Raw genomic sequence first — 24,569 nt, 5'->3', positions numbered from 1 at the left:
TCAGATTTTGAGCCGCGCTGATCGCCAAGGCAGAAGGCGCTCGGCCCTGCCTCACCGCCTAAATAACGCCTGCCATGACATTTTGGCGCGCTTAGCTGCCTTGCCGAGCTGTGCTTGGGCTGGCCGTTTAGCTCCAGCCTTCCACAACAAAAAAGGCCGACGTCGCTTGCGCGACGCCGGCCCTTATCGGGTATCACCGGCCCCGCTGCTGCAGGGCCGGAATCACTGATCACACGAAGCGGTTGACGATATTTTCCAGCCGCTCTTGCTTGCCCGACTGATGCTTGGGGTTCAGGTCGCGCTCAATCGCCAGGTCGGCGATCGAGGCGAGCGTGGTGCCCTCAGCGTGGATGGTGCTGCCGAGTTCACCGTCCCAACCCGCGTAGCGATCCTTCTTGAACTGGTCGAGGCGACCGTCCTGGATCAGCTTTTCGGCGTTGAGCAGCGCTGCTGCTACGACATCAACACCGCCGATGTGGCCGTGGAACAAGTCCTCGGCATCCACCGACTGACGGCGGACCTTAGCGTCGAAGTTGAAGCCGCCGGTGGTGAAACCACCTGCACGGATGATCTCAATGACTGCGAGCGTCGTTTCCTCGACCGAGTTGGGAAACTGGTCGGTATCCCAGCCATTCTGGTCGTCGCCGCGATTGGCATCGATCGAGCCAAAGATGCCTAGCGCCGCGGCGGTCGCGATCTCATGCTCAAAGGTGTGGCGGGCGAGGGTCGCGTGGTTCGCCTCGATGTTGACCTTGACCTCGTTCTCCAGGCCGTAACGCTTGAGGAAGCCGTACACGGTGGCGGTATCGAAGTCGTACTGGTGCTTTGTCGGCTCGTGCGGCTTCGGCTCGATCAGGATCGTGCCGGTGAAGCCGATCTTGTGCTTGTGCTCTACCACCAGGTTGAGGAAGCGGCCAAAATTGTCGAGCTCACGCTTCAGGTCGGTGTTGAGGAGCGTCTCATAACCTTCACGACCGCCCCACAGCACATAGTTTGCGCCGCCCAGGCGGTGCGTCGCCTCCATTGCTGCGCGCACCTGCATCGCGCCCCAGGCGTATACTTCCGGGTTAGGGTTGGTCGCGCCACCGGCGGCATAGCGCGGGTCGGAGAAGAGGTTGGCCGTGCCCCAGAGCAGCTTCACGCCGGATTCGGCCTGCAACTGTTCGAGATGATCAACGGCGGTCGCGAAGTTCTTCTGGTACTCGCTGACGGTCTTGCCTTCTTCCATGACGTCGACGTCGTGAAAGCAGTAGAAGGGCAGGTCGAGCTTCTTGATGAACTGGAACGCGACCTCACGCTTCTGGGCCGCTGCCTCGGCGGCATGGGCGTGCGCCTGCCAGGGACGGTGGAAGGTGCCCGGGCCGAACACGTCGGAGCCCTGCCAGCAGAAGGTATGCCACATGCACACGGCGAAGCGGAGCTGCTCCTCCATGGTCTTGCCGAGCACGACACGGTTCTTGTCGTAGAAGCGATAGGCGAGTTCGTTGGTGGAGTCAGGACCTTCGTACTTGATGGTCGGGAACTGGGCGAAATAGTCGGTCGCGGCGGACATCAGATGCCTTTCTTGGGTGTGATGCGGGGATAGGCGTCGCGGAACGCCTGCTTCTTTTCGGCAAGGCGCTCAACCAGCCCTGCGTCGGGTTCGACCGTACGGGCGACCGGTGGAGCGGCGCAGACGGTAACCGGGTCGCCGCGGTCAACCGCGACCTGAGCCAGGCGTGCCGCGCCGAGCGCCGGGCCGACTTCGCCACCCTGCAGATACACGAGGGGTGCTTCCAGCGCGGCGGCGAGGATGCCACCCCAATATGTCGACCGCGCACCGCCGCCGATGACAGAGAGCTGGTTGACCACGGTTCCGGCGCCACGCAGCGCGTCTAGCCCGTCCGCGAGTGCAAAGGCGACGCCTTCCAGCACGGACTGCGCCAGCTTCTCGGGCGTTGTCTCGTTATCCAGCCGTAGGAACGCTCCGCGCACCAGCGCGTCGTTATGCGGGGTTCGCTCGCCCGATAGATAGGGGAGGAACAGCTCCGGCCCGGCCGCGGGACCCGCCGACTCGGCCCGCGCGAACAGGTCCGCGGCCCCGGCTGCCCCTGTCAGCCTTGCAACCCAGTCGATGCAGGATGCCGCCGACAGGTGGACACTCATCTGATGCCACAAACCGGGCAAGCAGTGGCAGAACGCATGGACCGCACGGCCAGGGTTCGACCGGAAGTCCTTGGTCGCGACAAAGATCACGCCGGAGGTGCCGAGCGACAACAGCGCATCGCCGTCGCGCACCACGCCGACACCGGCCGCGCCCGCAGCATTGTCACCGCCGCCGCCAACAACCGGGACGGCCGGCATGCCCCAGAGCTCGGCCACCTCGGCACGCAGCGTGCCCGTGATCTCCGTACCCTCGACCAGCCGCGGCATCTGCGCATCGGTCAGGCCGGTCGCGGCAAGCAACTCGTCGCTCCATCGCCGGTTGGCAACGTCCAGCCACAGCGTGCCCGCCGAGTCGGACAGGTCAGACGCCTTGTTGCCGGTCATGCGCAGGCGGACGTAATCCTTGGGAAGCAGCACCGTCCGGACCTGGTCGAACAGGTCCGGTTCGTGACGGCGCACCCAGGCAAGCTTGGGCGCGGTGAAGCCCGGCATGACGATGTTGCCGCCAATGCCGCGGAAGTCCGCTGCCGCTTCCAACTCCTCACACTCGGCATGGGAGCGGCCATCGTTCCACAGGATGGCCGGGCGCAGCACGCGGTCGTCAGCGCCGAGCAGCGTTGCCCCGTGCATCTGGCCTGCGACACCCACGCCGCGCACCGATCGGCGTACGGCTGGGTCGATGGCCTGAACCGCGGCGGTGGTGGCAAGCCACCACGCCTCTGGCTCCTGTTCCGACCAGAGTGGTTGCGGCCGCTGCACGGTGAGCGCGGCGGTTCCCTGGCCGGCGACAACCCCTGCCTCGTCAAGCACCACGGCCTTCACGCCCGAGGTGCCGATGTCGATTCCAAGGAACATCAGGGCAGGAACGGATCGATGGTCGGGATCGAACCGTCGGGCGCGAACTTCAGTTCGGTCACCTTGACGTTGCGCAGGTGGTTCTTGTTGCTGCGCTGCGTGTCAGCATAGAACAGCCACCACTTGCCGCCATGTTCGATGATCGAATGGTGACTCGTCCAGCCCTGGACCGGCTTCAGGATGTGGCCCTTGTAGGTGAACGGCCCATAAGGGTTGTCGCCGATCGCATAGTTCAGGAAGTGCGTGTCGCCGGTCGAGTAGGTGTAATAGTATTTGCCACCCCGCTTGAAGACCCAGGAGGCTTCAAAGAAGCGGCGTTCATGGTCGCCGCCCAGCACGGGCTTGCCATTCTCATCCAGAATCACGGCATCGCGAACCGGTTCGGCAAAGGTCTTCATGTCAGCGTTCAGCCGCACGACCTTGCCCGAAATGGCAGGCTGATCGTCCTGCTGCAGGTCGGTGTCGGAGCCGTTGGGGTCGAACTTTCCATTATTCCAGCGCTGCAGCTGGCCGCCCCAGATGCCGCCGAAGTACATGTAGCTGGCACCGTTCGCATCGGTGAACACAGCCGGGTCCATGGAAAAGCTGCCAGGGATCGGGTTCGGCTCCGCCTTGAACGGACCCGTCGGGCTCTTGCTGGTCGCAACGCCAATGCGGAACGTGCCGAGCTTGTTCTTGTCCAGCGCCTTGTCGCGTGCTGGGAAATACAGATAGTAGGTCCCGTTCTTGTACGCTGCATCGGGCGCCCACATCTGCTGCGACGCCCAGGGTACCTGCTTCACGTCCAGCGCTACGCCGTGCACCTTTACCGGCCCGCCGACCCGATCCATCGACAGCACGCGATAATCGTGCATCGCATATTGGTTGCCGAGATCGTCGTCAGGGATGTCGGTTTCGACATCATGGCTGGGATAGACATAGATCTTGCCGTTGAACACGTGAGCGGACGGGTCCGCCGTGTAGATCTCGCTGGTCAACGGCTGCGACAGGTAGCGACGACCATCAGGCGAACGGGGCTCATCCGCCGCCAGCGCGGTTGTAGCGGCCAGCACCAGGGCGGCACCGGCAATTTGGGGAAGGGGGCGTAACATGGCTCTCTCCTGCTTGGCTTCTTCGGGCCTTCGACGCTACGATAGCGCTAACAGCGGCACTCGCAACAGCATGATTGGGATTTTTTGCCCAACGCTGTCCCTTTCGCGGCAGCAAATGGATCGCTAGCGGTTCAGGATCACATAGGTGAAGGAAAAACAGGTTGAGCGACAGGGGAGGCAGGCGACGGCGCGCACCGACGATCAGCGACGTCGCCCAGCGGGCGGGCGTGTCACAGATGACCGTGTCGCGGGTGATCAATAACGAGGGCAACGTCCGCGCCAGCACCCGGGAAACGGTGAACGAGGCGATTGCGGCGTTGCGCTATGCCCCCAATCCTGCCGCGCGCAGTCTGGCCGGGGCCGGGCAGTGCAGAATCGGACTGCTGTATTCGAATCCCAGCGCGGGCTTCTTGAGCGAATTCCTTGTCGGCAGCCTGGACCAGGCGAGCCGCGCGGACGTCCAGTTGATTGTCGAGAAGTGCGACATCGGCGATCATGAGATCGAAGTCACGGAGCGACTGGTCGAGAACGGCATCGACGGGGTGATCCTGCCGCCGCCGCTTTGTGAGTCGGCCGGAGTGCTTGCCGTGCTTCGCGAGGCGAATATTCCGACCGTTGCGGTCGCGACCGGCGTTCCCAGCAGCGATGTGATGGCCGTGTCGATCGACGACCGCCAGGCGGCGTTCGACATGACCGAGCACCTGCTGGCGCTCGGGCACCAGCGGATTGGATTTGTCGAAGGCGACCACAATCTGACCGCGACCGAGCGGCGGCTGGAGGGCTATCGCGCCGCGCTTGCCGCACGCGACATCCCCTATGACGATGCGCTGGTCGCACCGGGGCTGTTCACCTATAAATCCGGACTGGATGCCGCCGATCGCCTGCTCGGGCAGGAGCATCGGCCAACCGCGATCTTTGCCAGCAATGACGACATGGCGGCGGCCGTGGTTGCGGTGGCGCACCGGCGCGGGCTGGATGTGCCGCGCGACCTGACCGTGTGCGGCTTCGACGACACGACCCTTTCCACTGCCATCTGGCCTGAACTGACCACCATTCACCAGCCGATCGCCGATATGTCCCGGGAAGCGATCAGCATGGTGGTTGCGGCGATCCGCCGCACCGCGCGTTCAGGCGAGACAGGCGACAGCCACCGCCTGCTCGATTTTACACTGGTCCGCCGACAGTCGGACGCGCCGCCCCAGTCGGGCGGCTGACCTGCCCCGAAAGGTTGCCATGACTCGCCAACCCGTTCGATCCTTCCGTTCCCGTGATTGGTTCGCCGATCCCGCCCGCTCGGACATGACCGCGCTCTATCTTGAGCGGTTCATGAACTATGGCCTGACCGCGGATGAACTGCGGTCGGGCAAGCCGATCATCGGCATCGCGCAGACCGGCAGCGACCTTAGCCCCTGCAATCGCATCCACCTCGACCTCGCCAAGCGAGTGCGGGAGGGGATCATCGCCGCGGGTGGCGTGCCGATGGAATTCCCGACGGTGCCGATCTTTGAGAATTGTCGCCGCCCGACTGCGGCGCTTGATCGCAACCTGTCCTATCTGGCGCTGACGGAAACCCTGTACGGCTATCCGATCGATGCGGTCGTGCTGACCACCGGGTGCGACAAGACGACCCCGGCCGGGATCATGGCGGCGTGCACCGTCGACATCCCCGCCATCGTGCTCTCCGGCGGGCCGATGCTCGACGGCTGGCACGAGGGCGAGCTGGTCGGATCGGGAACGGTGATATGGCGCTCGCGCCGCAAGCTCGCGGCAGGCGAGATCGACGAAGAAGAATTCCTGCGCCGCGCGACCGACTCGGCGCCATCGGCCGGGCACTGCAACACTATGGGCACCGCCTCCACCATGAATTCGGTGGCCGAAGCGCTTGGCCTGTCGCTGCCGGGCTGCGCGATGATTCCGGCGCCTTATCGCGAGCGTGGGCAGATGGCGTTCCTGACCGGCAAGCGCATTGTCGACATGGCGTACGAGGACCTGCGGCCCAGCCGCATCCTGACGCGGGAAAGCTTCGTGAACGCGATCCGCACGGTGACCGCGATCGGCGGGTCCTCCAACGCGCAGCCGCACCTGATCGCGATGGCGCGCCATGCCGGGATCGAGCTTTCCACGGCTGACTTCGCGACCGAAGGTTATGACCTGCCCCTCCTGGCGGACGTGCAGCCGGCAGGCCGTTTCCTGGGTGAGCGCTTCCACCGTGCGGGCGGGGTACCGGCCGTGTTGACCGAGCTTGCCGCTGCGGGGAAGCTGCATGGCGAGTGCCTGACCGTGACCGGGCAGACCATCGCCGAGAACATCGCCGGGCGGACTGCGCGCGATCGCGAGGTGATCCGGCCTTACGACAAGCCGCTGAAGGAGCAGGCAGGCTTCCTGGTGATGACCGGCAACCTGTTCGATGCCGCAATCATGAAAACCAGCGTCATTTCCCCGGCATTCCGGGAGCGGTACTTGTCGCAGCCTGGGCGGGAGGGCGTGTTCGAGGCCCGCGCGATCGTGTTCGATGGGTCCGACGATTACCACCACCGTATCAACGACCCCTCGCTCAACATCGACGAGGATTGCATCCTGGTCATCCGTGGCGCCGGGCCGATCGGCTGGCCGGGATCGGCGGAGGTCGTGAACATGCAGCCGCCGGATCACCTGATCCAGCGCGGCATCATGGCGCTGCCGACATTGGGTGACGGCCGCCAGTCCGGCACCAGCGACAGCCCCTCCATTCTCAATGCATCGCCCGAGAGCGCGGCGGGCGGCGGGCTTGCGTGGCTGCGGACCGGCGACATGATCCGCGTCGACCTGAACAAGGGCACGTGCGACGCGCTGGTGGACGATGCCGAGATCGCCCGCCGCCGCACCGAACCTGGCCCCGAAGTGCCGCCGAGCCACACGCCATGGGAAGAGCTGTATCGCGAGAAGACCGGGCAACTGGGCGAAGGCGGTGTGCTCGAATTCGCTCTCAAATACCGCGGCGTTGCCGCTGTGACCCCGCGGCATAACCACTGACGCGTCGCTCCTGCGAAAGCAGGAGCGCCAGCCGTGCGCTATGGTCCCGTGTTCCTGCGTCTGCGGAGGGCACGGGGTCATCCCCCCGCCACGAATCGAGGCAGGAGGGCGCCCGGGATGGCAGGCGAGAACCTGGTCTATCCCGCACCCTATGCCCTGTTTGCGCAGAAGCACCCGGCCGGTAGTTTCCCCGACAAGAAAAGGCCCGCCGTTCCGGATGGAGCGGCGGGCCTTTTCGTGACCAGCAGACGGGGAGGGGATTAACCCTCCATCGCCTCCAGCTCCTTGCCCTTGGTTTCGTGAATGAAACGCTGGACCAGGAAGAAGCTGATCGCGGCGCAGACACCATAGAAGGTGTAGCTTGCCGCCAGACCCAGGCTGCCCAGCATGATCGGGAAGCTCTGCGCGATCAGGTAGTTCGAGAACCACTGCGCAAAGCCGCAGACGGCCAGCGCCGATCCGCGCAGCTGGTTCGGGAACATCTCGCCCAGCATGACCCACATGACCGGGCCCCAGCTGATGTTGAAGAACGCTGAATAGGCAAGCGCCGCGACAACCGCGACGATCCCCATGTGTCCCGGCAGCGTCAGCTGCGTGCCGACCAGCGTGCCGGTCGAAAAGGCGTATACCATCAGGAACAACGTCACCGTCATGCCCGCCGAGCCGATCAGCAGCAGCGGCTTGCGGCCGATCTTGTCCACCAGTCCGACCGTGACGAAGCAGGCGAGAATGGAGACGGTGCCCGAGATGATGTTGGTCTGCAGCGCCTGAGCTTCGGAGAAGCCGGCAGCCTGCCACAGCGTGGCGCCATAATAGAAGATGACGTTGATGCCGACGAGTTGCTGGAACACCGCCAGCACCAGGCCCGCCCACACCACCGGGCGCAGGCCCGTGCCGGGCGCCGTCACATCCGACAGGCGGGGGCGATGGTCGCTCGAGAAGCTTGCGCGGATCTCTTCCAGCTTGGCCGTGGCGACGGTCTGACCGAACAGGCGGGCGAGGACGACGCCTGCCTGCTCATGCCGGCCCTTGGACACCAGGAAGCGCGGGCTTTCCGGGATGAAGAACAGCGCGATCAGGAACACCGCCGCCGGCAGCGCCTGCATCAGGTACATCCAGCGCCACGCTTCCAGGCCACCCCAGAAGATGTTGGTGGAAGCGCCCGCCGCGTTGGCGAGGAAGTAGTTCACCAGGAACGCAGCGGTCAGGCCGGTGATGACCATGATCTGCTGCACGGTGGTCATGCGGCCGCGGATGTTCGCAGGTGCGACTTCCGAGATATAGGCCGGCGAAAGGACGCTGGCGGCGCCCACGGCCATGCCGCCGACGATGCGGGCGATCACGAACAATGGCTGCACATGGGCAAAGCCCTGCACCAGCGCGCCGATCAGGAACAACAGGGCGGCAAGCCGCATCACGTTGCGGCGACCGAGGCGATCAGCGAGCGTGCCCGCAAAGAACGCACCGATAAAACAGCCGATCAGCAGCGAGCCGACCGTGAATCCAAGCCCACCCTCGCTCAGCTGGAACGCCGTACGCAGGCCTTCCTGGGTGCCGTTTACCGCGCCACTGTCATACCCGAACAACAAACCGCCGATCGTCGCCACTGCGACGATCGCGGCAATGAAGCCAATATTGGCCTCGCTTTCCCCTCGCTCCAACTTGTGTCTCCTTGTTTTCTTATCTGAGCCTTGCGACCGAGCCGGGGATCCCCGCGACCCCGGCATCGAAGGCGAAAAGGTTGCCCGCGAGAGGTTGGCCGGCGAGAACTGCCTCGTCGAGCCCTTTTCGCGCGGTGGTGGCATAGGCGGTGGTCAGGTCTGGTCCGCCGAACGCGATCTTGGTGATGTTCGCGACTGGAAAACGGACCTCCTGAGCGATGCTTCCGTCCGGCGCATAACGCCGCGCGCGCCAGCCGCCCCACAGGCCCGACCACAGGAAACCCTCGGCATCGCAGACGCAACCGTCGGGCCAGCCATCCTCTTCCGCGATCTCGGCGAACACGCGTGCGGACCCGAGCGTGCCGTCGTCATTCATGGGAACGGCGTGGATCAAACGACCAAGTGTATCGGTATGGTACAGCGTCCGGCCATCGGGGCTGATCGCCGGACCATTGGTGATGGTGACCGGCGGCAAGCCCGAGGCGCGAACCTCGCCACCATCCAGGCACCACAGGCATCCGGTCGCAGCCTCCTCGCCATCGTCCATGGTCCCGAACCAGACGCGACCCGCCGCATCCACCGTTGCATCGTTCAGACGATTGCCGGGGAGGTCGGGCTCCGGGTCGCGAAGGGACGTGAACTCACCCGTCTCCGCATCGAACCGAGCCACGCCCGTTTTCAGCCCGGCCAGGAACTGACCATCGTCGGATGGCAATACCCAGCCGACCTGCTCCGGCGCCGCGAAGCTGCGATGATCGCCAGTCGCGGGGTCGAAGCGGTGTACCTGATGGCTCTTGATGTCCACGAACCACAAGGCTTGCTCACGCGCGACCCAGACGGGTCCTTCGCCCAGCGTCGCCTGGACCGGCAAGACGCTTTGTGGCTCGCTCAGCGCCATCCGGCGTCAACCCAGTAGTTGTGGCCGGTGCAGAAGCGGGCATCGTCGGACGCCAGGAACAACGCCATGGAGGCGATGTCCGCGGGCTGGATACGCCCGTCGAGGCACTGGGCCGAGACGATCTCCGCCTCGCCCTCGGGCGTGTACCACTTCTCCTGGCGCGGGGTCTGGACGTTGCCGGGGACAATGGCGTTCACCCGGATCCCCGCGCGACCAAGGTCACGTGCCAGGCTGCGGGTCAGGCCTTCGATCGCGGCCTTCGCGGTCTGGTACAGTACCAGTTCGCCCAGCGCGAGATGCCAGGAGATCGAGCCGAGGTTGATGATCGACCCGCGACCCGCACGCGTCATGGCCGGGATCGCGGCCTGCGCGGCGAAGAACAGGTGGCGCAAGTTCACGTCCATCCGGTCCTGCCAATAGGCGGGCGTAACCTCCTCCACCGTGTGACGGTCGTCGTTGGCGGCGTTGTTGACCAGCACGTCGATACCGCCCAGCGCGCCCTCGAACTCGCCGATCGCGGTTTTCAGCGCGTCGAGGTCGCGCAGGTCGACGCGTGAGAACAGCGGCGCGTGCGCGGCTTCGGGTGCCAGGCGCTCGATCAGCGCGTGGCTGTCCTGTTCCGCGACGTCGATGAACGCAACGCGCGCGCCCTGTCGGACGAACGCCTCAACCATTCCGGCGCCGATGCCGGACCCGCCGCCGGTGATGATGACGCGGCGATCACGCAGGCTGGGGTAGGTAGCGCGGCTATTGGCCACAGATTGGTCGGCAACAGGCACGGAAGACTCCGGGGGAAAGGTCATGCCGCGAGCAGCCCGCGCCGTGCGAGATTGCGCATCAATGCGCCGATCCCAAGCGTCCAGGGCTCCGCATCGCGCGAAGTGGTGACGGTGTTGACGAGCGAGCCGAGCCGCGGGCTGGATACGGTGACCCGGTCCCCAACCTTGTGCGTGAAGCCGCGCCCCGGCTCATCACGGTCCTGTACGGGCGCGAACAGCGTGCCGAGGAACAGCGCAAAGCCGTCTGGATATTGATGCTCGCTCAACGCCTGCTTCACCAGATCGGTTGGATCGCGACTGATCTGGTCCATGGAGCTGGTGCCGTCGAGGACATAGCCATCCTGGCCCTCGATCCGCAGTGTCACCTCGGCATTGCGCACGTCGTCCATGGTGAACCGATCGTCGAACAAGCGCACGAACGGCCCCAATGCGGCGGATGCGTTGTTGTCCTTGGCCTTGCCCAGCAACAATGCCGAGCGGCCCTCAAAATCGCGGAGGTTCACGTCATTGCCCAGCGTCGCGCCGACCGCACGACCATCAGGCCCGACGAGCAGCACAACTTCGGGCTCCGGGTTGTTCCATGTCGAATCGGATCGGATACCGACCGGGGAGCCGTGGCCGACCGACGACAGGGGTGGGCCCTTGGTGAAGATCTCCGCATCCGGGCCGATCGCGACCTCCAGATACTGGGACCACATGCCGTCCTCGATCAGCGCAGCCTTAAGCCGGGCCGCTTCTTCGGAGCCTGGCTGCACCGCGCGCAGATTGCCGCCCATGCGGGCCTCCAGCCGTTCGCGAACGCTGGCAGCGGCGCCGGCGTCCCCGCGAGCGCGCTCCTCGATCACCCGCTCGATCGCGGATACGGCGAAGGTGACGCCCGCCGCCTTCACGCATTGCAGATCGATGGGGCTCAACAGCCGCTCGGTCGCGGATGGCGCGACGTCGACGCCCAGTGCCTCCAGATCGCCGATCGGCTCACCCTTGGACGGATCGAGTGCACCGGTCGCGACCAGGTCTGCGACAGTGGGGGCGACCATTGCCATGTCATACACTGTCCCGCTGGAGATCAACACCGGGGTAGGCCCGGCGCCACGATCGATCCGTCCCAGGAACAGTCCCTCGCGCCAGTCCGTCGGCAGTGCCGACGCGACGTCGAACCGCAACGCGTTCACTTTCGCCTCTCCCAATCTGATAACGCTACCATATGAGGGGTACGGCAGCGGTCAAGCGAAACCGCCGCACCCCAACCGTTCATTGGCACAGGCCCGCGTCCGCGACCGGCAGCCGCAGCGCCGGGTCGCGGTCGGCGGGCGCCGGGAAGCTCGGGCCCGGTCGCTTCAGGTCCACCGCGTTGCGGTACGCCGGGTCGCGTTCCGCCTCGGCCAGCGGAACGAAGCGGAAGCCCATGGCCGCATACAGGTCCAGCAGGCGTGGCAGCATGCGCGCGGTGAACGCGCCGATGTGCATCAGCAGCACCTGCGGCACCTCTCGTCCGGCGGCGGCGTTCAGCCGCGCGCGCTCGCGCCACGCCTCCGTAGCCGCGGCGGACAGATAGATGTCCTCGAGTTGCGCGACCCCGGCCGCGTTCTCCTTGGCCATGCAGCGGGCATAAACGGGGTTGAAGTCGTAATCGGCGAAGCTGCTCGACACGGCCGCGACCTTGTAACGCCGGCTGGCCAGAAAGCGGCGGAAGTCGTCGCGCTTCGCGGGCGTGTCCCCTTCGGAAAGGAAGGGATAACGGAACCAGTGCCAGTCGGCTCCGGTCATACGCCTGGCGATAATTGGTTCGTTGCGAACAACATCGGCCTGGAAGGTCGCGAGGTCCTTCTCGGCCAGATTGTCATGCGAGTAGCTGTGATTGCCGAGCGGCAGACCCGCGGCGCGCCAGGCATCCAGCACCGCGTCCGCGTCGGCAACGCCCTCACCGAACTTGCCGTTGACGAAGCCAAACGCGGGAACCCCGTGCGCACGGAAAGCGGCGATCGCCTGTTGCGCGACGGAGAGGCGGGTGAGGCCAGCCGGCAACGGCCCGTGCGCGGGCATGTCGTCCACGGTGATGGCGAGCATCGGCTGCGGCGGCGGCGGGGTGGGTGCGGTGAACACGTCCAGCGGCACCGCGTCGCCCATCGCGGTGTAACCGGCGGGCGAGGGATGGAGATGGTCGCCCGAGTCATAAGCGGGCAGCAGGCGGTCAGGTTGGGCGGGATCGCGGGTGATGCGGTCGAAATCCACCACGGCGTCGAACACGCCGGAGCCGCGGATGAATGCATTCACCTGTTGCCGGTCAGCCTCCGTCTCGGGGCCCGGATGGTAATAGGTGTTGCCGGCGAACGGCATGATCGTTGCCCCGATCACGCGGATGCCATGGGCGTGAGCGCGATCGGCCAGGGTGCGAAAGGCGGTGGTAAGCTGCGTGACGACCGCACGATGGGCGGCGAGTGTGGCGGGAGCGTCGCGGGTGAGCACGCCGAGGTCGTTGACTCCCTCCAGTACCAGCACCTGTTTGACGCCGCTGCGCGAAAGCACGTCGCGATCGAAGCGCGCGACGAGGTTCGGGCCCGATCCGTCCAGCAACACGCGGTTGCCGCCGATGCCGGTGTTGACCAAAGCCATGTGCCGCGTCGCGGGCGACGCGGAGAGGCGCTGGGCCAGCCGGTCGGTCCAGCGCGTGTAAGTGTCAGCCTTCACCCCATATCCGTCGGTGATTGAGTCGCCGATGGCCACGATCGCCTCTGCGTTCGCTGGTGCCTGCACTTCGATGCCGGCGAGCTGGTACCACCGCTCGACGCGCTCGGCCGTTGGCAGGTCGGGGTCAGCGCTATGATCGCCAGCCGCGATGAAGCTGGCGGAGCGGGCACCGGGGTGGCTGGTCAGGCGGTCAGGCGCCTTGGGCGTGTACAGGCTGACGGCCAGCGTTTCGCCCGCTGCGATCGCCAGGGGAAGGGGGTCGGAAGTGATTTCCCCACCCGCCGGGATCGTCACCTCGCGCCGGCCGGCGAACAGCAGCGGGCGCGGGTCGGTAATGCGGGCGGTGCCGGGCTGGGATGCGCGGGCCAGGGTTGCGGCGCTGACCAGCAGCGGCTCGGTGCCCCAGGCGTTGGACAGGCGGACACGGATCGCAGCCCCGCCCAAGGTGACACGTACCTGCTGTCGCAGGGTCGCGTTCGTGAGCCGGTCGGGCCGGAGCAGCTGGTCTCCGGTCGGGATATACTGCGCGGCGCCCCAACTGCTCACCCACCGCGTCGGCTTTGGGGCAGGTGCAGCGCCGACCAATACCAGACTCGTGGCGAGCAACGCTCCGCGCCAACGCTTGCCCATGCATCTCTCCCCTTGTTCGTGATGAAGGCCGGCCCGGAGCCCCCGATCTTTGCCGGGGTGCCCTGGGCCGGAAATCAGGTTCAGGCCTCGACAGCGCCGTCGACCAGCCGCGGCAGGCCCAGCGGGTTGCCGTGCTGCACCGCGCGCGGCAGCAGCGCGTCGGGCAGGTCCTGGTAGCAGACCGGGCGGAGGAAGCGTTCGATCGCGGCCGTGCCGACAGAGGTCGAGCGCGGGTCGCTGGTGGCTGGGAAGGGGCCGCCATGAACCATGGCGTCAGACACTTCGACGCCCGTGGGCCAACCGTTCGCCAGGATGCGTCCGGCCTTGCGCTCCAGCAGCGGCATCAACGGACGGGCAAGCTCCTCGTCTCCCTCGTCCAGGTGCAGCGTCGCGGTCAGCTGCCCTTCCATGCCGCGCAGCACGGTTGCGACCTCGTCGATGTCGTTGGCGCGAATGACTAGGCTCGACGCACCGAACACTTCATGGGCCAGTTCGGGATCGGCAAGGAAGGCCTGGGCGTCGGTGGTGAACAGTGCCGCACGTCCGCGATTACAGCCGGTGCCTTCCGCCCCGCGCGCAATCTCCGTGACGGCATTGTTGCCGGCCAGCGCCTCGACACCCTTGCTATAGGCCGAATGGATGCCACGGGTCAGCATGACCTGTGGCTGCGCCTGGCCCAGCGCCTCTGCCGCGACGTCGGAGAAGCGGTCGAGCTCGGGGCCGGCAATCGCCAGCACGATGCCGGGATTGGTGCAGAACTGGCCCGCGCCCATCGTCAGTGAACCGACATAGCCCTTGGCCAGTGCCTCACCGCGATTGGCGAGCGCGGCGGGGAACAGGATCACCGGGTTGATGCTCGACATTTCGGCATAGACCGGGATCGGCTCGGCCCGCTCCTGGGCGAGCTTGACCAGCGCGAGGCCGCCGGCGCGGCTGCCTGTGAAGCCCACCGCCTTGATGCGGGGATCGGTGACCAGCGCGGCGCCGAGTTCATTGGCCGGGCCCTGCACGAGGCTGAACACGCCGTCCGGCAACCCGCACGACGCGATTGCATCGCGGATCGCGCCCGCGACCATGACGGAGGTGCCGGGATGGGCGGGGTGGCCCTTGCACACCACCGGGCAGCCGGCGGCGAGCGCGGCGGCGGTGTCACCGCCAGCGACGGAAAAGGCGAGGGGGAAGTTGGAAGCGCCGAACACTGCCACCGGACCGACGCCGACGCGGCGCTGGCGCAGGTCGGACCGGGGCATCGGCTGCCGCTCTGGCTGGGCCTGGTCGACCACCACCTGGGCGTAACGGCCGGCACGCACGTGCTTGGCGAACAAGCGCAGCTGGCCAACGGTGCGGCCGCGCTCGCCGGTCAGGCGCGCGACGGGAAGGCCGCTTTCCTGGACGGCGCGCTGCACCAGTGCGTCGCCCAGCGCCTCGATGTTCGCCGCGACCGCTTCCAGGAACGCGGCCCGTGCTTCGGGATCGGTGTCGCGGAAGGTATCGAACGCCTCGTCGGCAAGCTGGCACGCCCGTGCGACATGCTCCGGGGTTGAGACGGAAAAGGCTGGCTCGACCAGCTGATCGGTCGAGGGATCAAAGGCCTGGAATGTTTCGGTGGTGACGACCGACTCGCGGCCGATCAGGAATGCGCCGTCCATGGGGAAGCTCCGATGCGTTGCTTTGCGCCTCCATGGACCCGGTTATCGCTACCAGCAACCCGTTGCCGGTCTTGATCGCCGCGCGTACCATCATCGGGAGAGCGAGAGGGAGAGAGGCAATGGACGGGATTGATCGCCGCGGTGTGTTGGCCGGGGGCGGCGCCTTGGCCGCGGCGGCGCTGGCTGCGCGGGCGGGCGCGGCGGATGCAAAGCCGCTTCGCTACGCGATCGTTGGATTGGGCTATTACGCCGTCAACGTGATCCTGCCGCAGTTCGCCAACTGCCGGTCCAGCCGCGTCACGGGCCTGGTCAGCGGTGATCCCGCCAAGGCACGTCGCATCGCGGCGCAATATGGCGTGCCCGAGCGATCGATCTACAATTACCAGAACTACGATCGCATCGCTGACAATCCCGACATCGACGCCGTGTACGTGATCCTGCCGAACTCGATGCACGCCGAATACACGATCCGGGCGGCGAAGGCCGGCAAGCACGTGCTGTGCGAAAAGCCGATGTCGAACACCGCCGCAGAGGCCGAGGCGATGATCGCGGCCTGCAAGCGTGCGGGCAAGAAGCTGATGATTGGCTACCGCATCCACTTCGAGCCGAACAACCTAAACGCGATCCGGCTGATCCGCGAAGGGGCAATCGGCAAGTTGCGTTTCATCGATGCCGAGCATGGCTTCGTTCAGGGCGACCCCAGCAAGTGGCGCCTGAAAAAGGCGCTGTCGGGCGGCGGGTCGCTGGCGGACATGGGGATCTATTCCCTCCAGGCGGCGCGCTACCTGTCCGGCGAGGAGCCGAACGCGGTGCTGGCGCGGACGAGTACGGATCGCACCGACCCGCGCTTCCATGAGGTCGAGGACCTGATCCAATGGACACTGGCTTTCCCAAGCGGCGCGGTAGCGTCGTGCATGTCGTCCTATAGCTCGGCCCATAATCATGTCCGCGCCACCGGAAGCAGCGGCTGGCTCGATCTCGATCCCGCCACGTCGTACGAGGGCATCACGCTGCGCCGAAAGACCGGCGACCGGACAGAAACCGTTCCGGCGCCCGCTGGCCCCGGCAAGACCATGTTCGCAGCGCAGCTCGACCACCTGGCCGATTGTGTCGCGAGCGGGCGCGAGCCGATCGTGTCCGGCGAGGAAGGTCTGCGCGACATGCGGATCATTGAAGCGATCTATCGGTCTGCACAGACCGGCCGGACGGTGGACCTGTGATCCATCGGCGGACTTTCATGGCCGCAGGTGCGGCGCTGCTCGCCAGCCCGGCATTCGCGGAAACACCGCCGACGATCCGGCGGCTGTCGCCCAAGCTCGATCGGGTGATCGCGCCGGGAACGCCGGTGGAAACGATCGTGACCGGCATCCGCTGGGCCGAAGGGCCCGTTTGGGTGCCCGGCACGGGGCTGCTCTTTTCCGATCCGCCTGCCAACATCGTCCGGCGCTGGACCCGGGCGGGCGGGACGAGCGTGTTCCTGAACCCGTCGGGCGCCCCGACGTTCGACCCCAAGCTGGTGCGGGAGGCGGGGGCGAACGGCCTGGCGCTGGCCCGGGACGGCGCGCTTCTGATCGCCAATAGCGGCGGGCGTACGCTTGACCGGCTTGACCTGAGCACCCGCAAGCGGACCGTGCTCGCCGACCGGTACCAGGGCAAGCGCTTCAACAGCCCCAACGATATCGCGGTCGCGCGTGGCGGAGCGCTCTATTTTACCGACCCGCCTTATGGGTTGACCGATCCGGACACCTCACCGTTGCGCGAACTGCCGCACAATGGCGTGTACCGTCGCGCGACCGACGGCTCGGTGGCGCTGGTGGACGGGTCGTTGACCCGCCCCAACGGCATCGCCCTGTCACCGGACGAACGACGCCTGTACGTGTCGGTTTCGGACGAGGCAGCGCCGCGGATCATGATCTATGACCTCGATGCGAAGGGCATGCCGACCGCGTCCCGGGTGTGGCTGGATGCCAAGCCGATGCAGGTGAACAAGGCGCCCGGCCTGCCTGATGGCATGACCGTGGCGCAAAACGGCATCCTGTTCTGCTCCGCGCCGGGCGGCATGTATGTGCTGACGCCTGAGGCGGAGCCGCTTGGGTTGATCGAGCACGGCGCGCCCATTGCCAATGCGGAGATTGGGGAGGGCGGCCGCTCGCTGTTCCTGACCGCCAACGACCGCGTGCTGCGGGTGCCGCTGGCGCCGGGGTTCCCCAAATAGGCGCCCGGCCGGTCGATCAGCGCGGCGTCAGAACCGTGCTCATCGACCGGTAGCGCTGTTGATCGTCGAAGGGGCGGCCCTCCGTCACCACGTCGATCTGCTGGCGGTTGGCCGGGGCGTCACCCGCACCGACCGGGGCCCAGCGTGGCAGCTCCGCGCCGTTCGGATCGCCGGTCAGGACGAAGTTAGCCCAATAGCCCTGCATGGTCGTCGACACCCGCTCATCCTCGGGCGTCCAGGCATAGCTGTCGCGGAAGGTATGCAGGTTGCCGAGCGCGTATTCGATTTCCGCGCTGTGCACCGCCCCGAATGGCGCGGGCGCCGTGGGCGTCGCCAATGCGGCCGGGCGCACGCGAGCGTAGCGGTAATAGTAGACCGGCACGCCCGTCCGGCGCTGGGCATCCATCCACGCCCATGTGCTGTGGCCCAAGAAACGGTCCGACGCGAACTCGGTCGCGACGCGGCGGACATCGGCATCGCTCGCCACCGGATAGGCCGCCGCGATCGCCGTGGCGTTCTGTTCGCCCATCGCGCGCACCAGCCCCGCGCGCCAGGACGCGATCGTCGGCGCGTCGTTGCCCAGGATCGACTCGGCCGCGCCCTCCTGTGAGTTGGTGCCGACCAGCAGCGGGATGCGCGCCTGCCGACCGGCCGCGAAGGTGGCGCTGGGCTGTTCGGTCAGGAACCAGCCATCGAGCGTGGGGCCGAAGCGCAGGTCACTCGCCGCCGTGAGTAGCGTGGTCGCCGGTACTGCCCGGAGCGCGGCGAGGTCGCTCGCCCCGAGCTTGCCGGCCAGCGCCGCGGTGGCCGCATCCGCCTTGTCACGCGTGGGGAGGTCGAGCGTTGGCGCCATGATCGCGCCGCTCTCCCCGATGGCCTGGGCGAATCTGGTCCGGGTCAGTGGCGAGGCCATCAGCGCACTGACCGACATGGACCCGGCGGACTCGCCGCCAACGGTCACCCGAGCGGGGTCGCCGCCGAACGCGGCAATGTTGCGCCGGACCCAGGCAAGCGCCGCTGCCTGGTCGAGCAGGCCATAATTGCCCGATGCCCGGTGCGGGGACTCTGCCACAAGCGCAGCGCTGGACAGGAAGCCGAGGGCCGCCAAGCGATAGTTCACCGTCACGGAAACGATCCCGCGCCGGGCCATGCTTTCCCCGTCATAGCGCGGTTCGTCGCCGGAACCCGCCTGGAAGCCACCGCCATGGATGAACACCAGCACCGGCAGCTTGGCGCCCGCGCGTGCCGTGGCCGGCGCCCAGACGTTCAGGAACAGGCAGTCCTCACTCGGCGCAGGGGAGCGGAACACCATGTCGGCAAACAACGGCAACTGCGCACAGCGCCCACCGAAATCGGCAGCCGAGCGGACACCTTGCCAGCGCTGGACCGGTTGCGGCTCGCGCCACCGCAGAGGGCCAACAGGCGGCGCGGCGAACGGGATGCCAGCGAAGCGGCGCACCTGCCCATCGGTGGTGAAGGTGCCCGCGAGCCGCCCCTCCGCAACCCGAACCTCTGGCGCCTTGGTCGTTTGTGCGTGGGAGAGGGCGGGGGCGATCGTCGCGATCAGGGCGGTGGCGAGCAGGGCGGGCTTGAACATGAGCGCAGCGTGGCAAATTCCAGCATGTCCGCCAAGGGCGACCATGGTCTGGTGAACGATCCGCCTTCGTGAGTTGGTGCGTTCGGATTGCGCTGCCCGGCACCGCGCGCCATGGTACCGACCGCCGGGCGCGGAGACCCGGGTCGAGGGGGGAAACACATGCGCTCGCTGCTCCACAATGCCGCCCTTGCCCTATCCGCACTGGCAGGACTCGCCGTTGCGGCTTCGGGCGCCGGGCAGGCGCAACAGGCTGCGGCCGTGCCTGACACCCCCTTAGTGCTCGCCGCGGCGGATATGCGGCCCGGCATCGACCTGTCGGGGCCATGGCACTGGTCGATCGACCCGTATCGTGACGGCGCGGCGGGCTTTCACGGCGGGGAGCCCGGCGTTGGACACCGTCGCTATGACGACACGGACGTGGAGGCGGCCAGCCGCGCCAACCCGACTGCGCTGTTCGAATATGACATGGACCGGTCACCGACGGTCAGCCTGCCATCGTCCTGGATCACCCATTCGCCGGAGATGCGCTGGTATCGCGGGCTTGTCTGGTACGCGCGCGACCTGGACGCGGCACCACGTCCCGGAGAGCGGACCTTTTTGCGCTTCGGCGCGGTCGATTACAGCGCGGACGTGTTCCTGAACGGCAAGAAGGTCGGGCACCACGAAGGTGGCTTCACTCCATTTGCGATGGAAGTGACAGAGGGGCTGCGGGCCGGGAAAAATCGGCTGGTGGTCGGGGTGGACAGCGATCGCGACGAGCGGAGCGTGCCGCCGCCTGTGACCGATTGGGAGAACTACGGCGGCATCACCCGATCGATCCGACTGGTGAGCGTGCCCGCGACCTTCGTCGACGATGCCTGGGTGCGGATGACCCGCAGCGGCCGGATCGCGGCTGATGTCACGCTGGACGGCGCGGGCAAGGCGGGGTCGCCGGTGCGTCTGACCGTGCCGCAACTCGGGCTCGCGATCGACGGGCGTGCCGACGCGGCGGGGCACTGGCATGGCGAGGCGGCGGCGCCAGCGCGCCTTGCCCGCTGGTCGCCCGAACACCCGACCCTGTACGATGTCGAGGTGGCGGCGGGCGAGGATCGCTGGCGCGACCGGGTCGGCTTCCGCACGGTATCGGTTGAGGGCAACCGGGTGCTGCTGAACGGCCGGCCCGTGTTCCTGCGCGGCATATCGCTGCACGAGGAGGAATTCGGGGCCGAGCCGACCCGTGCGATCACCTCCGCCGCGGCGCGCGCGCTGTTGCTGGAGGCGAGGACCGGGCTCCATGCCAACTTCGTCCGGCTTGCCCATTATCCCCATTCGGAGGTGATGACGCGGATGGCCGACGAACTCGGCCTTCTCGTCTGGAGCGAGATCCCGGTGTACTGGCGGGTCGCTTTCAGTGATCCAGCCGTGCTCGCCAAGGCGCGGGTGATGCTGGCCGAGAACATTCGGCGGGACCGCAACCGCGCCTCCGTTGCGCTGTGGAGCGTCGGCAACGAAACCCCGGTCAGCGAACCGCGTACGGCGTTCCTTCGCACGCTGGTGGGCGATGTGCGGCGGCTCGATCCCGACCGGCTCGTGACGGCGGCGCTGCTGACCGAGCGCAAGGAACAGGGCGGTCATCCGGTGATGGTGATGGCCGACCCGCTCGCCAACGACCTCGATGTGATGGCGATCAACACCTATAATGGCTGGTACACGCCCGATCGCCTTGCCGATGTGCCCGCGATCGGATGGGACACGCCCCAGTCCAAGCCGCTGATCTTTTCCGAACTGGGCGCCGACGCACTTGCCGGATTTCACGACCTGACAACCCGGCGCAAATTCTCCGAAGAATTCCAGGCCGACTATTACCGCCAGACGCTCGCCATGGCGGATCGCATTCCGAACCTTGCCGGCATGTCGCCCTGGATCCTTAAGGATTTCCGCTCGCCGCGTCGCCAGCACCCCGTTTTTCAGCAGGGCTGGAACCGCAAGGGGCTGGTCAGCGAAGCCGGGCAGCGTAAAGCCGCCTTTGGCGTGCTCGCCGACTGGTACGCGGCCAAAGACAACACATCCTCATCAAGGAAGCCTGTTCGATGACCCTGCGTGCCCGCCTGATCCCCGTGTTGCTGCTGGCCGCGAGCAGCGCGGTGCCGCTGACCGCGCAAGGAAGCCGGCCCTGGGCCAATGCGTCCATGAGCCCCGACGCACGCGCGGCCGCCGTTGCCGCGCAGATGACGCGTGACGAAAAGCTGTTGTTGGTGTTCGGCCAGTTCGGCACCGACTTCCCGTCCAAGAACTTCAAGGCGGCGGCTGAAGCGCGGCCAGGTTCCGCGGGCTACATCCCGGGCATCCCGCGGCTCGGCATCCCGGCCCGGTGGGAAACCGACGCGGGCGTCGGCGTCGCGACGCAAGGGTCGGCGGAGAAGAAGCGCGAGCGCACGTCCTTGCCATCGGGCCTGGCGACCACGGCGTCATGGGACCCCGACATGGCCTATCGCGGTGGCGCCATGATCGGCGACGAAGCGCGCCGGTCCGGCTTCAACGTCATGCTGGCGGGCGGCGTCGACCTGATGCGCGACCCGCGCAACGGCCGTAACTTCGAATATGGCGGTGAGGACCCGCTGCTCGCGGGCGTCATGGTCGGTGAGCAGATCCGCGGCATCCAGTCCAACGCCATCATCTCCACCGTCAAGCATTACGCGATCAACGACCAGGAAACCGATCGCGACACGGGCAACTCGATCATCGACCCCGCCGCCGCGCGGGTCAGCGACCTTCTCGCCTTCCAATTTGCGATCGAGCGGGGTTCGCCGGGGTCGGTGATGTGCTCGTACAACAAGGTGAACGGCACGCACGCCTGCGAGAACCGCTTCCTGCTCACCGACGTGCTGCGGCGTGATTGGAAGTGGCCGGGCTATGTGATGAGCGACTGGGGCGCCGTGCACTCCACGGCACCAGCCGCCAATGCCGGGCTGGAGCAGGAATCGGGCTCCGTGTTCGACAAGGAACTCTATTTCGGCGCGCCGCTGAAGGCTGCGGTCGAGCGGGGCGAGGTGTCGGAGGCGCGGTTGACCGAAATGGCGACCCGGATCCTGCGCTCCATGTTCGCGCATGGCCTGTTCGGTCGCCCGGTTGCCGAGGCGAAGATCGACATGGCCGGGCACGCCCAGGTGACCCGCGCCGATGCCGAGGCGGGCGCGGTGCTATTGCGCAACGAGGGCGCGCTGCTGCCGCTGTCGCCGTCGGTGAAGCGGATCGCGGTGATCGGCGGCCATGCCGACAAGGGCGTGCTGGCGGGCGGTGGATCGTCGCTGGTCTATCCGGAGGGTGGCAACGCGGTTCCGGGGCTGGAGCCCAAGACCTGGCCGGGGCCGGTCATGTACCATCCGTCCGCCCCGCTCGCCGCGATCAAGCGGCTTGCACCGGGCGCAACCGTCCGCTTCGCAAGCGGGGATGACCCCGCCGAGGCCGCGCGGCTGGCGGCGGACAGCGACGTTGCGATCGTGTTCGCGACGCAATGGGCCGGCGAGGCGTTCGACGTTTCCTTGACGCTGCCGACCAACCAGGATGCGCTGATCGAGGCGGTGGCGCGGGCGAACCCCCGCACCGCCGTGGTGCTGGAAACCGGCGGTCCGGTCCTGACGCCCTGGGCGGGCCGCGTCGGCGCGATCATGGAAGCATGGTTCCCCGGCACCGCCGGCGGTGAGGCGATCGCGAACCTGCTGTTTGGGCGGGTCAGCCCGTCCGGTCGCTTGCCCGCGACCTTCCCGGCCAGCGTCGACCAGCTACCACGGCCCGAGGTGCCGCATCCTGGTGATACCCGTTACCCGGAGGGCGCTACCGTCGGCTACAAATGGTATGACGCGCGCAAGCTGGAGCCGGCGTTCCCGTTCGGCCACGGCCTGTCCTATACGCGGTTCGGCTATGGCGGGCTGACCGCCAGCGCCGGTAACGGAACGGTGACCGCGCGTTTCCGCGTGAGCAACACCGGCGCGCGCGATGGCGCAGCGGTGCCGCAGGTTTATGTCGCTGGTGCGGGTTGGGAGGCACCCAAGCGGCTGGGCGGCTGGAGCAAGGTCCAACTGAAGCCGGGCGAAAGCCGGGAGGTGTCGGTGACCATCGACCCCCGCCTGCTTGCGACCTGGAACGAGGCGAGGCGTGAGTGGCGGATCGCTGGCGGCACCTATCAGGTGATGCTGGCGGCGTCGGCTCGCGACATCCAGCAGACCACCACCGTCCGGCTGCCGGCCCGTACGCTGCCGGTCGGATGGCGGCCGTCCCGGTGATTTGCCGCTGACAGACAGGTGGGCGGGGCGTAGTGGGCAGCCATGTTGGCCCTGCACCCGCCCGCCGCGACCGAACGGCGCGTTGCCGAACGTCCGGCCGTCGACGCGGACACCTTTGCGCGTGAGGTCGCGGGTGAATACCGCCCGGTGGTGCTGCGCGGTCAGGTGAAGCACTGGGCGGCGGTGCAGGCCGGGGCCGGCGGCGATCGCGCCATGGCGCAATACCTGGCCGGCTTTGGCGGCGGCCGCGCGCTGGAGGTGATGATCGGCGCGCCGTCGATCGGGGGTCGCTTCTTCTACAATGGCGACCTGACGGGCTTCAACTTCACCCGCCAGTCGGTGCAGCTGCACCAGTTGCTGGGCGAGCTGATCCGCTTTGCCGAACAGGACGTGGCCGAGCCCCACGCGCTGTACGCCAGCGCCGCGACCGCGCCCGAGCATCTGCCCGGGTGGGAGGCTGCGAATCCACTCGGGCTGCCGACTCAGGACGCGCCCGCGCGGCTGTGGATCGGCAATGCGGCGCAGGTCGCGACCCATTATGACCAGTCGCGCAACGTCGCATGCGTGGTGCATGGGCGGCGTCGATTTACCCTGTTTCCGCCTGACCAACTCCCCAACCTGTATATCGGGCCGCTCGACCATACCATGGCCGGCCCGCCGTCGAGCATGGTCGATCCCGACGCCCCCGACCTCGACCGGTACCCGCGCTATGCCGACGCGCTGGCCCATGCAGAGGTTGCGGAATTGGAGCCGGGCGATGCGCTCTTCATACCGCCGATCTGGTGGCACCATGTGCGCGCGTTCGATCGACTGAACGTGCTGGTCAATTACTGGTGGCAGGTGAATGCAGCGGCATCACCTTTCCTTGCGCTTGTTCACGCCATGATGAGCGTACGCGACCTGCCGATGGCAGAGAAAGCGGCGTGGCAGGGATGGTTCGACCATTTCGTCTTCGCGCCCGACGCGGCGGACGCCGGAGCGCATCTGCCCGAGGCCGCGCGCGGCGTGATGGCGGCCGCGAGCCCGGCGCGCAACGAGCGCATCCGGGGCTTCCTGATCCGTATGCTCGGCGGTCTCCTGTAGCCCT

At 67.1% G+C, this 24,569-nt stretch carries 18 protein-coding genes; 8 read left to right on the top strand and 10 right to left on the bottom strand.

All coding sequences use genetic code 11. The annotated features are described in order from the left end of the window. Window positions 1-229: 229 nt before the first annotated feature. Genes xylA through FHS94_RS17220 form a run of 3 tightly spaced genes read right to left on the bottom strand, consistent with a single transcriptional unit; the run spans window position 230 to window position 4,091 of the window. Complete coding sequence (gene xylA, locus FHS94_RS17230) at window positions 230-1,552, bottom strand: xylose isomerase (RefSeq protein WP_184060193.1); 1,323 nt, start codon at window positions 1,550-1,552, stop codon at window positions 230-232. After that, window positions 1,552-3,000: a xylulokinase gene (gene xylB / locus FHS94_RS17225; RefSeq protein ID WP_184060191.1), complete on the bottom strand. Its 1,449-nt coding sequence runs from the start codon at window positions 2,998-3,000 to the stop codon at window positions 1,552-1,554. The genes xylA and xylB (FHS94_RS17225) overlap by 1 nt, the downstream gene beginning before the upstream one ends. Next, window positions 3,000-4,091 (bottom strand): glycoside hydrolase family 43 protein, encoded by a 1,092-nt coding sequence (locus tag FHS94_RS17220; protein ID WP_184060189.1) that lies wholly within the window; start codon window positions 4,089-4,091, stop codon window positions 3,000-3,002. Before FHS94_RS17220 ends, xylB (FHS94_RS17225) begins: the two co-directional genes overlap by 1 nt. A gap of 161 nt (window positions 4,092-4,252) precedes the next feature. Between FHS94_RS17220 and FHS94_RS17215 the strand changes: the two genes are divergently transcribed. From FHS94_RS17215 to FHS94_RS19230, 3 genes are all read left to right on the top strand, one after another. Next, complete coding sequence (locus tag FHS94_RS17215) at window positions 4,253-5,305, top strand: LacI family DNA-binding transcriptional regulator (RefSeq protein ID WP_221234854.1); 1,053 nt, start codon at window positions 4,253-4,255, stop codon at window positions 5,303-5,305. Window positions 5,306-5,324: 19 nt separating this feature from the next. Then, window positions 5,325-7,103 (top strand): IlvD/Edd family dehydratase, encoded by a 1,779-nt coding sequence (locus FHS94_RS17210; RefSeq protein WP_184060187.1) that lies wholly within the window; start codon window positions 5,325-5,327, stop codon window positions 7,101-7,103. Between the two features lie 117 nt (window positions 7,104-7,220). Continuing rightward, a complete protein-coding gene (locus FHS94_RS19230) occupies window positions 7,221-7,367 on the top strand; it encodes a hypothetical protein (RefSeq protein ID WP_221234853.1) in 147 nt (48 codons plus the stop codon). Here FHS94_RS19230 and FHS94_RS17205 read toward each other — a convergent pair. The 6 genes from FHS94_RS17205 to FHS94_RS17180 all read right to left on the bottom strand — a co-directional run bounded on the left by FHS94_RS17205 (window position 7,364) and on the right by FHS94_RS17180 (window position 15,408). Continuing rightward, a complete protein-coding gene (locus tag FHS94_RS17205) occupies window positions 7,364-8,764 on the bottom strand; it encodes a sugar porter family MFS transporter (RefSeq protein ID WP_246348771.1) in 1,401 nt (466 codons plus the stop codon). The two genes, FHS94_RS19230 and FHS94_RS17205, sit on opposite strands and share 4 nt — an antisense overlap. Window positions 8,765-8,783: 19 nt before the next feature. Then, on the bottom strand, window positions 8,784-9,662 hold the full coding sequence (locus FHS94_RS17200; protein ID WP_184060182.1) for an SMP-30/gluconolactonase/LRE family protein: 879 nt from the start codon (window positions 9,660-9,662) through the stop codon (window positions 8,784-8,786). Then, the gene (gene xylB / locus FHS94_RS17195) at window positions 9,653-10,465 is read right to left on the bottom strand and encodes a D-xylose 1-dehydrogenase (protein WP_184060180.1); all 813 of its coding nucleotides are present in this window, start codon (window positions 10,463-10,465) and stop codon (window positions 9,653-9,655) included. The genes FHS94_RS17200 and xylB (FHS94_RS17195) overlap by 10 nt, the downstream gene beginning before the upstream one ends. Further along, window positions 10,462-11,613 (bottom strand): fumarylacetoacetate hydrolase family protein, encoded by a 1,152-nt coding sequence (locus FHS94_RS17190; RefSeq protein WP_184060178.1) that lies wholly within the window; start codon window positions 11,611-11,613, stop codon window positions 10,462-10,464. The genes xylB (FHS94_RS17195) and FHS94_RS17190 overlap by 4 nt, the downstream gene beginning before the upstream one ends. A 79-nt stretch (window positions 11,614-11,692) precedes the next feature. After that, window positions 11,693-13,759, bottom strand: a complete 2,067-nt coding sequence (locus tag FHS94_RS17185) for a GDSL-type esterase/lipase family protein (protein WP_184060176.1) — start codon at window positions 13,757-13,759, stop codon at window positions 11,693-11,695. 80 nt (window positions 13,760-13,839) lie between these two features. Then, window positions 13,840-15,408 (bottom strand): aldehyde dehydrogenase (NADP(+)), encoded by a 1,569-nt coding sequence (locus FHS94_RS17180; RefSeq protein ID WP_184060174.1) that lies wholly within the window; start codon window positions 15,406-15,408, stop codon window positions 13,840-13,842. A 119-nt stretch (window positions 15,409-15,527) separates the two neighbouring features. On the opposite strand from FHS94_RS17180, the gene FHS94_RS17175 reads away from it, so the two are divergent. Both FHS94_RS17175 and FHS94_RS17170 read left to right on the top strand, forming a co-directional pair. Then, entirely contained in the window at window positions 15,528-16,628 is a 1,101-nt protein-coding gene (locus FHS94_RS17175; protein ID WP_184060172.1) for a Gfo/Idh/MocA family protein, read from the top strand. Between the two features lie 17 nt (window positions 16,629-16,645). Further along, window positions 16,646-17,623 carry an SMP-30/gluconolactonase/LRE family protein gene (locus FHS94_RS17170; RefSeq protein ID WP_184060170.1) on the top strand — a complete coding sequence of 326 codons (978 nt, stop codon included), beginning with the start codon at window positions 16,646-16,648 and terminating at the stop codon, window positions 17,621-17,623. A 16-nt stretch (window positions 17,624-17,639) separates the two neighbouring features. On the opposite strand, the gene FHS94_RS17165 is transcribed toward FHS94_RS17170, so the two are convergent. Continuing rightward, a complete protein-coding gene (locus FHS94_RS17165) occupies window positions 17,640-19,220 on the bottom strand; it encodes a carboxylesterase/lipase family protein (protein ID WP_184060168.1) in 1,581 nt (526 codons plus the stop codon). Between the two features lie 159 nt (window positions 19,221-19,379). On the opposite strand from FHS94_RS17165, the gene FHS94_RS17160 reads away from it, so the two are divergent. From FHS94_RS17160 to FHS94_RS17150, 3 genes are read left to right on the top strand one after another with little or no spacing between them, the layout of a single operon-like run. Further along, the gene (locus tag FHS94_RS17160; protein ID WP_184060166.1) at window positions 19,380-21,293 is read left to right on the top strand and encodes a glycoside hydrolase family 2 protein; all 1,914 of its coding nucleotides are present in this window, start codon (window positions 19,380-19,382) and stop codon (window positions 21,291-21,293) included. Then, a complete protein-coding gene (locus FHS94_RS17155) occupies window positions 21,290-23,482 on the top strand; it encodes a beta-glucosidase (RefSeq protein ID WP_184060164.1) in 2,193 nt (730 codons plus the stop codon). Before FHS94_RS17160 ends, FHS94_RS17155 begins: the two co-directional genes overlap by 4 nt. 42 nt (window positions 23,483-23,524) lie before the next feature. Further along, window positions 23,525-24,565, top strand: coding sequence for a cupin-like domain-containing protein (locus FHS94_RS17150; RefSeq protein ID WP_246348766.1), 1,041 nt, complete (start codon window positions 23,525-23,527; stop codon window positions 24,563-24,565). Window positions 24,566-24,569: the final 4 nt, after the last annotated feature.

It is taken from the genome of Sphingomonas aerophila (assembly GCF_014199305.1).
Lineage (GTDB): Bacteria > Pseudomonadota > Alphaproteobacteria > Sphingomonadales > Sphingomonadaceae > Sphingomonas > Sphingomonas aerophila.
This window is presented reverse-complemented; position numbering and strand designations above follow the sequence as displayed.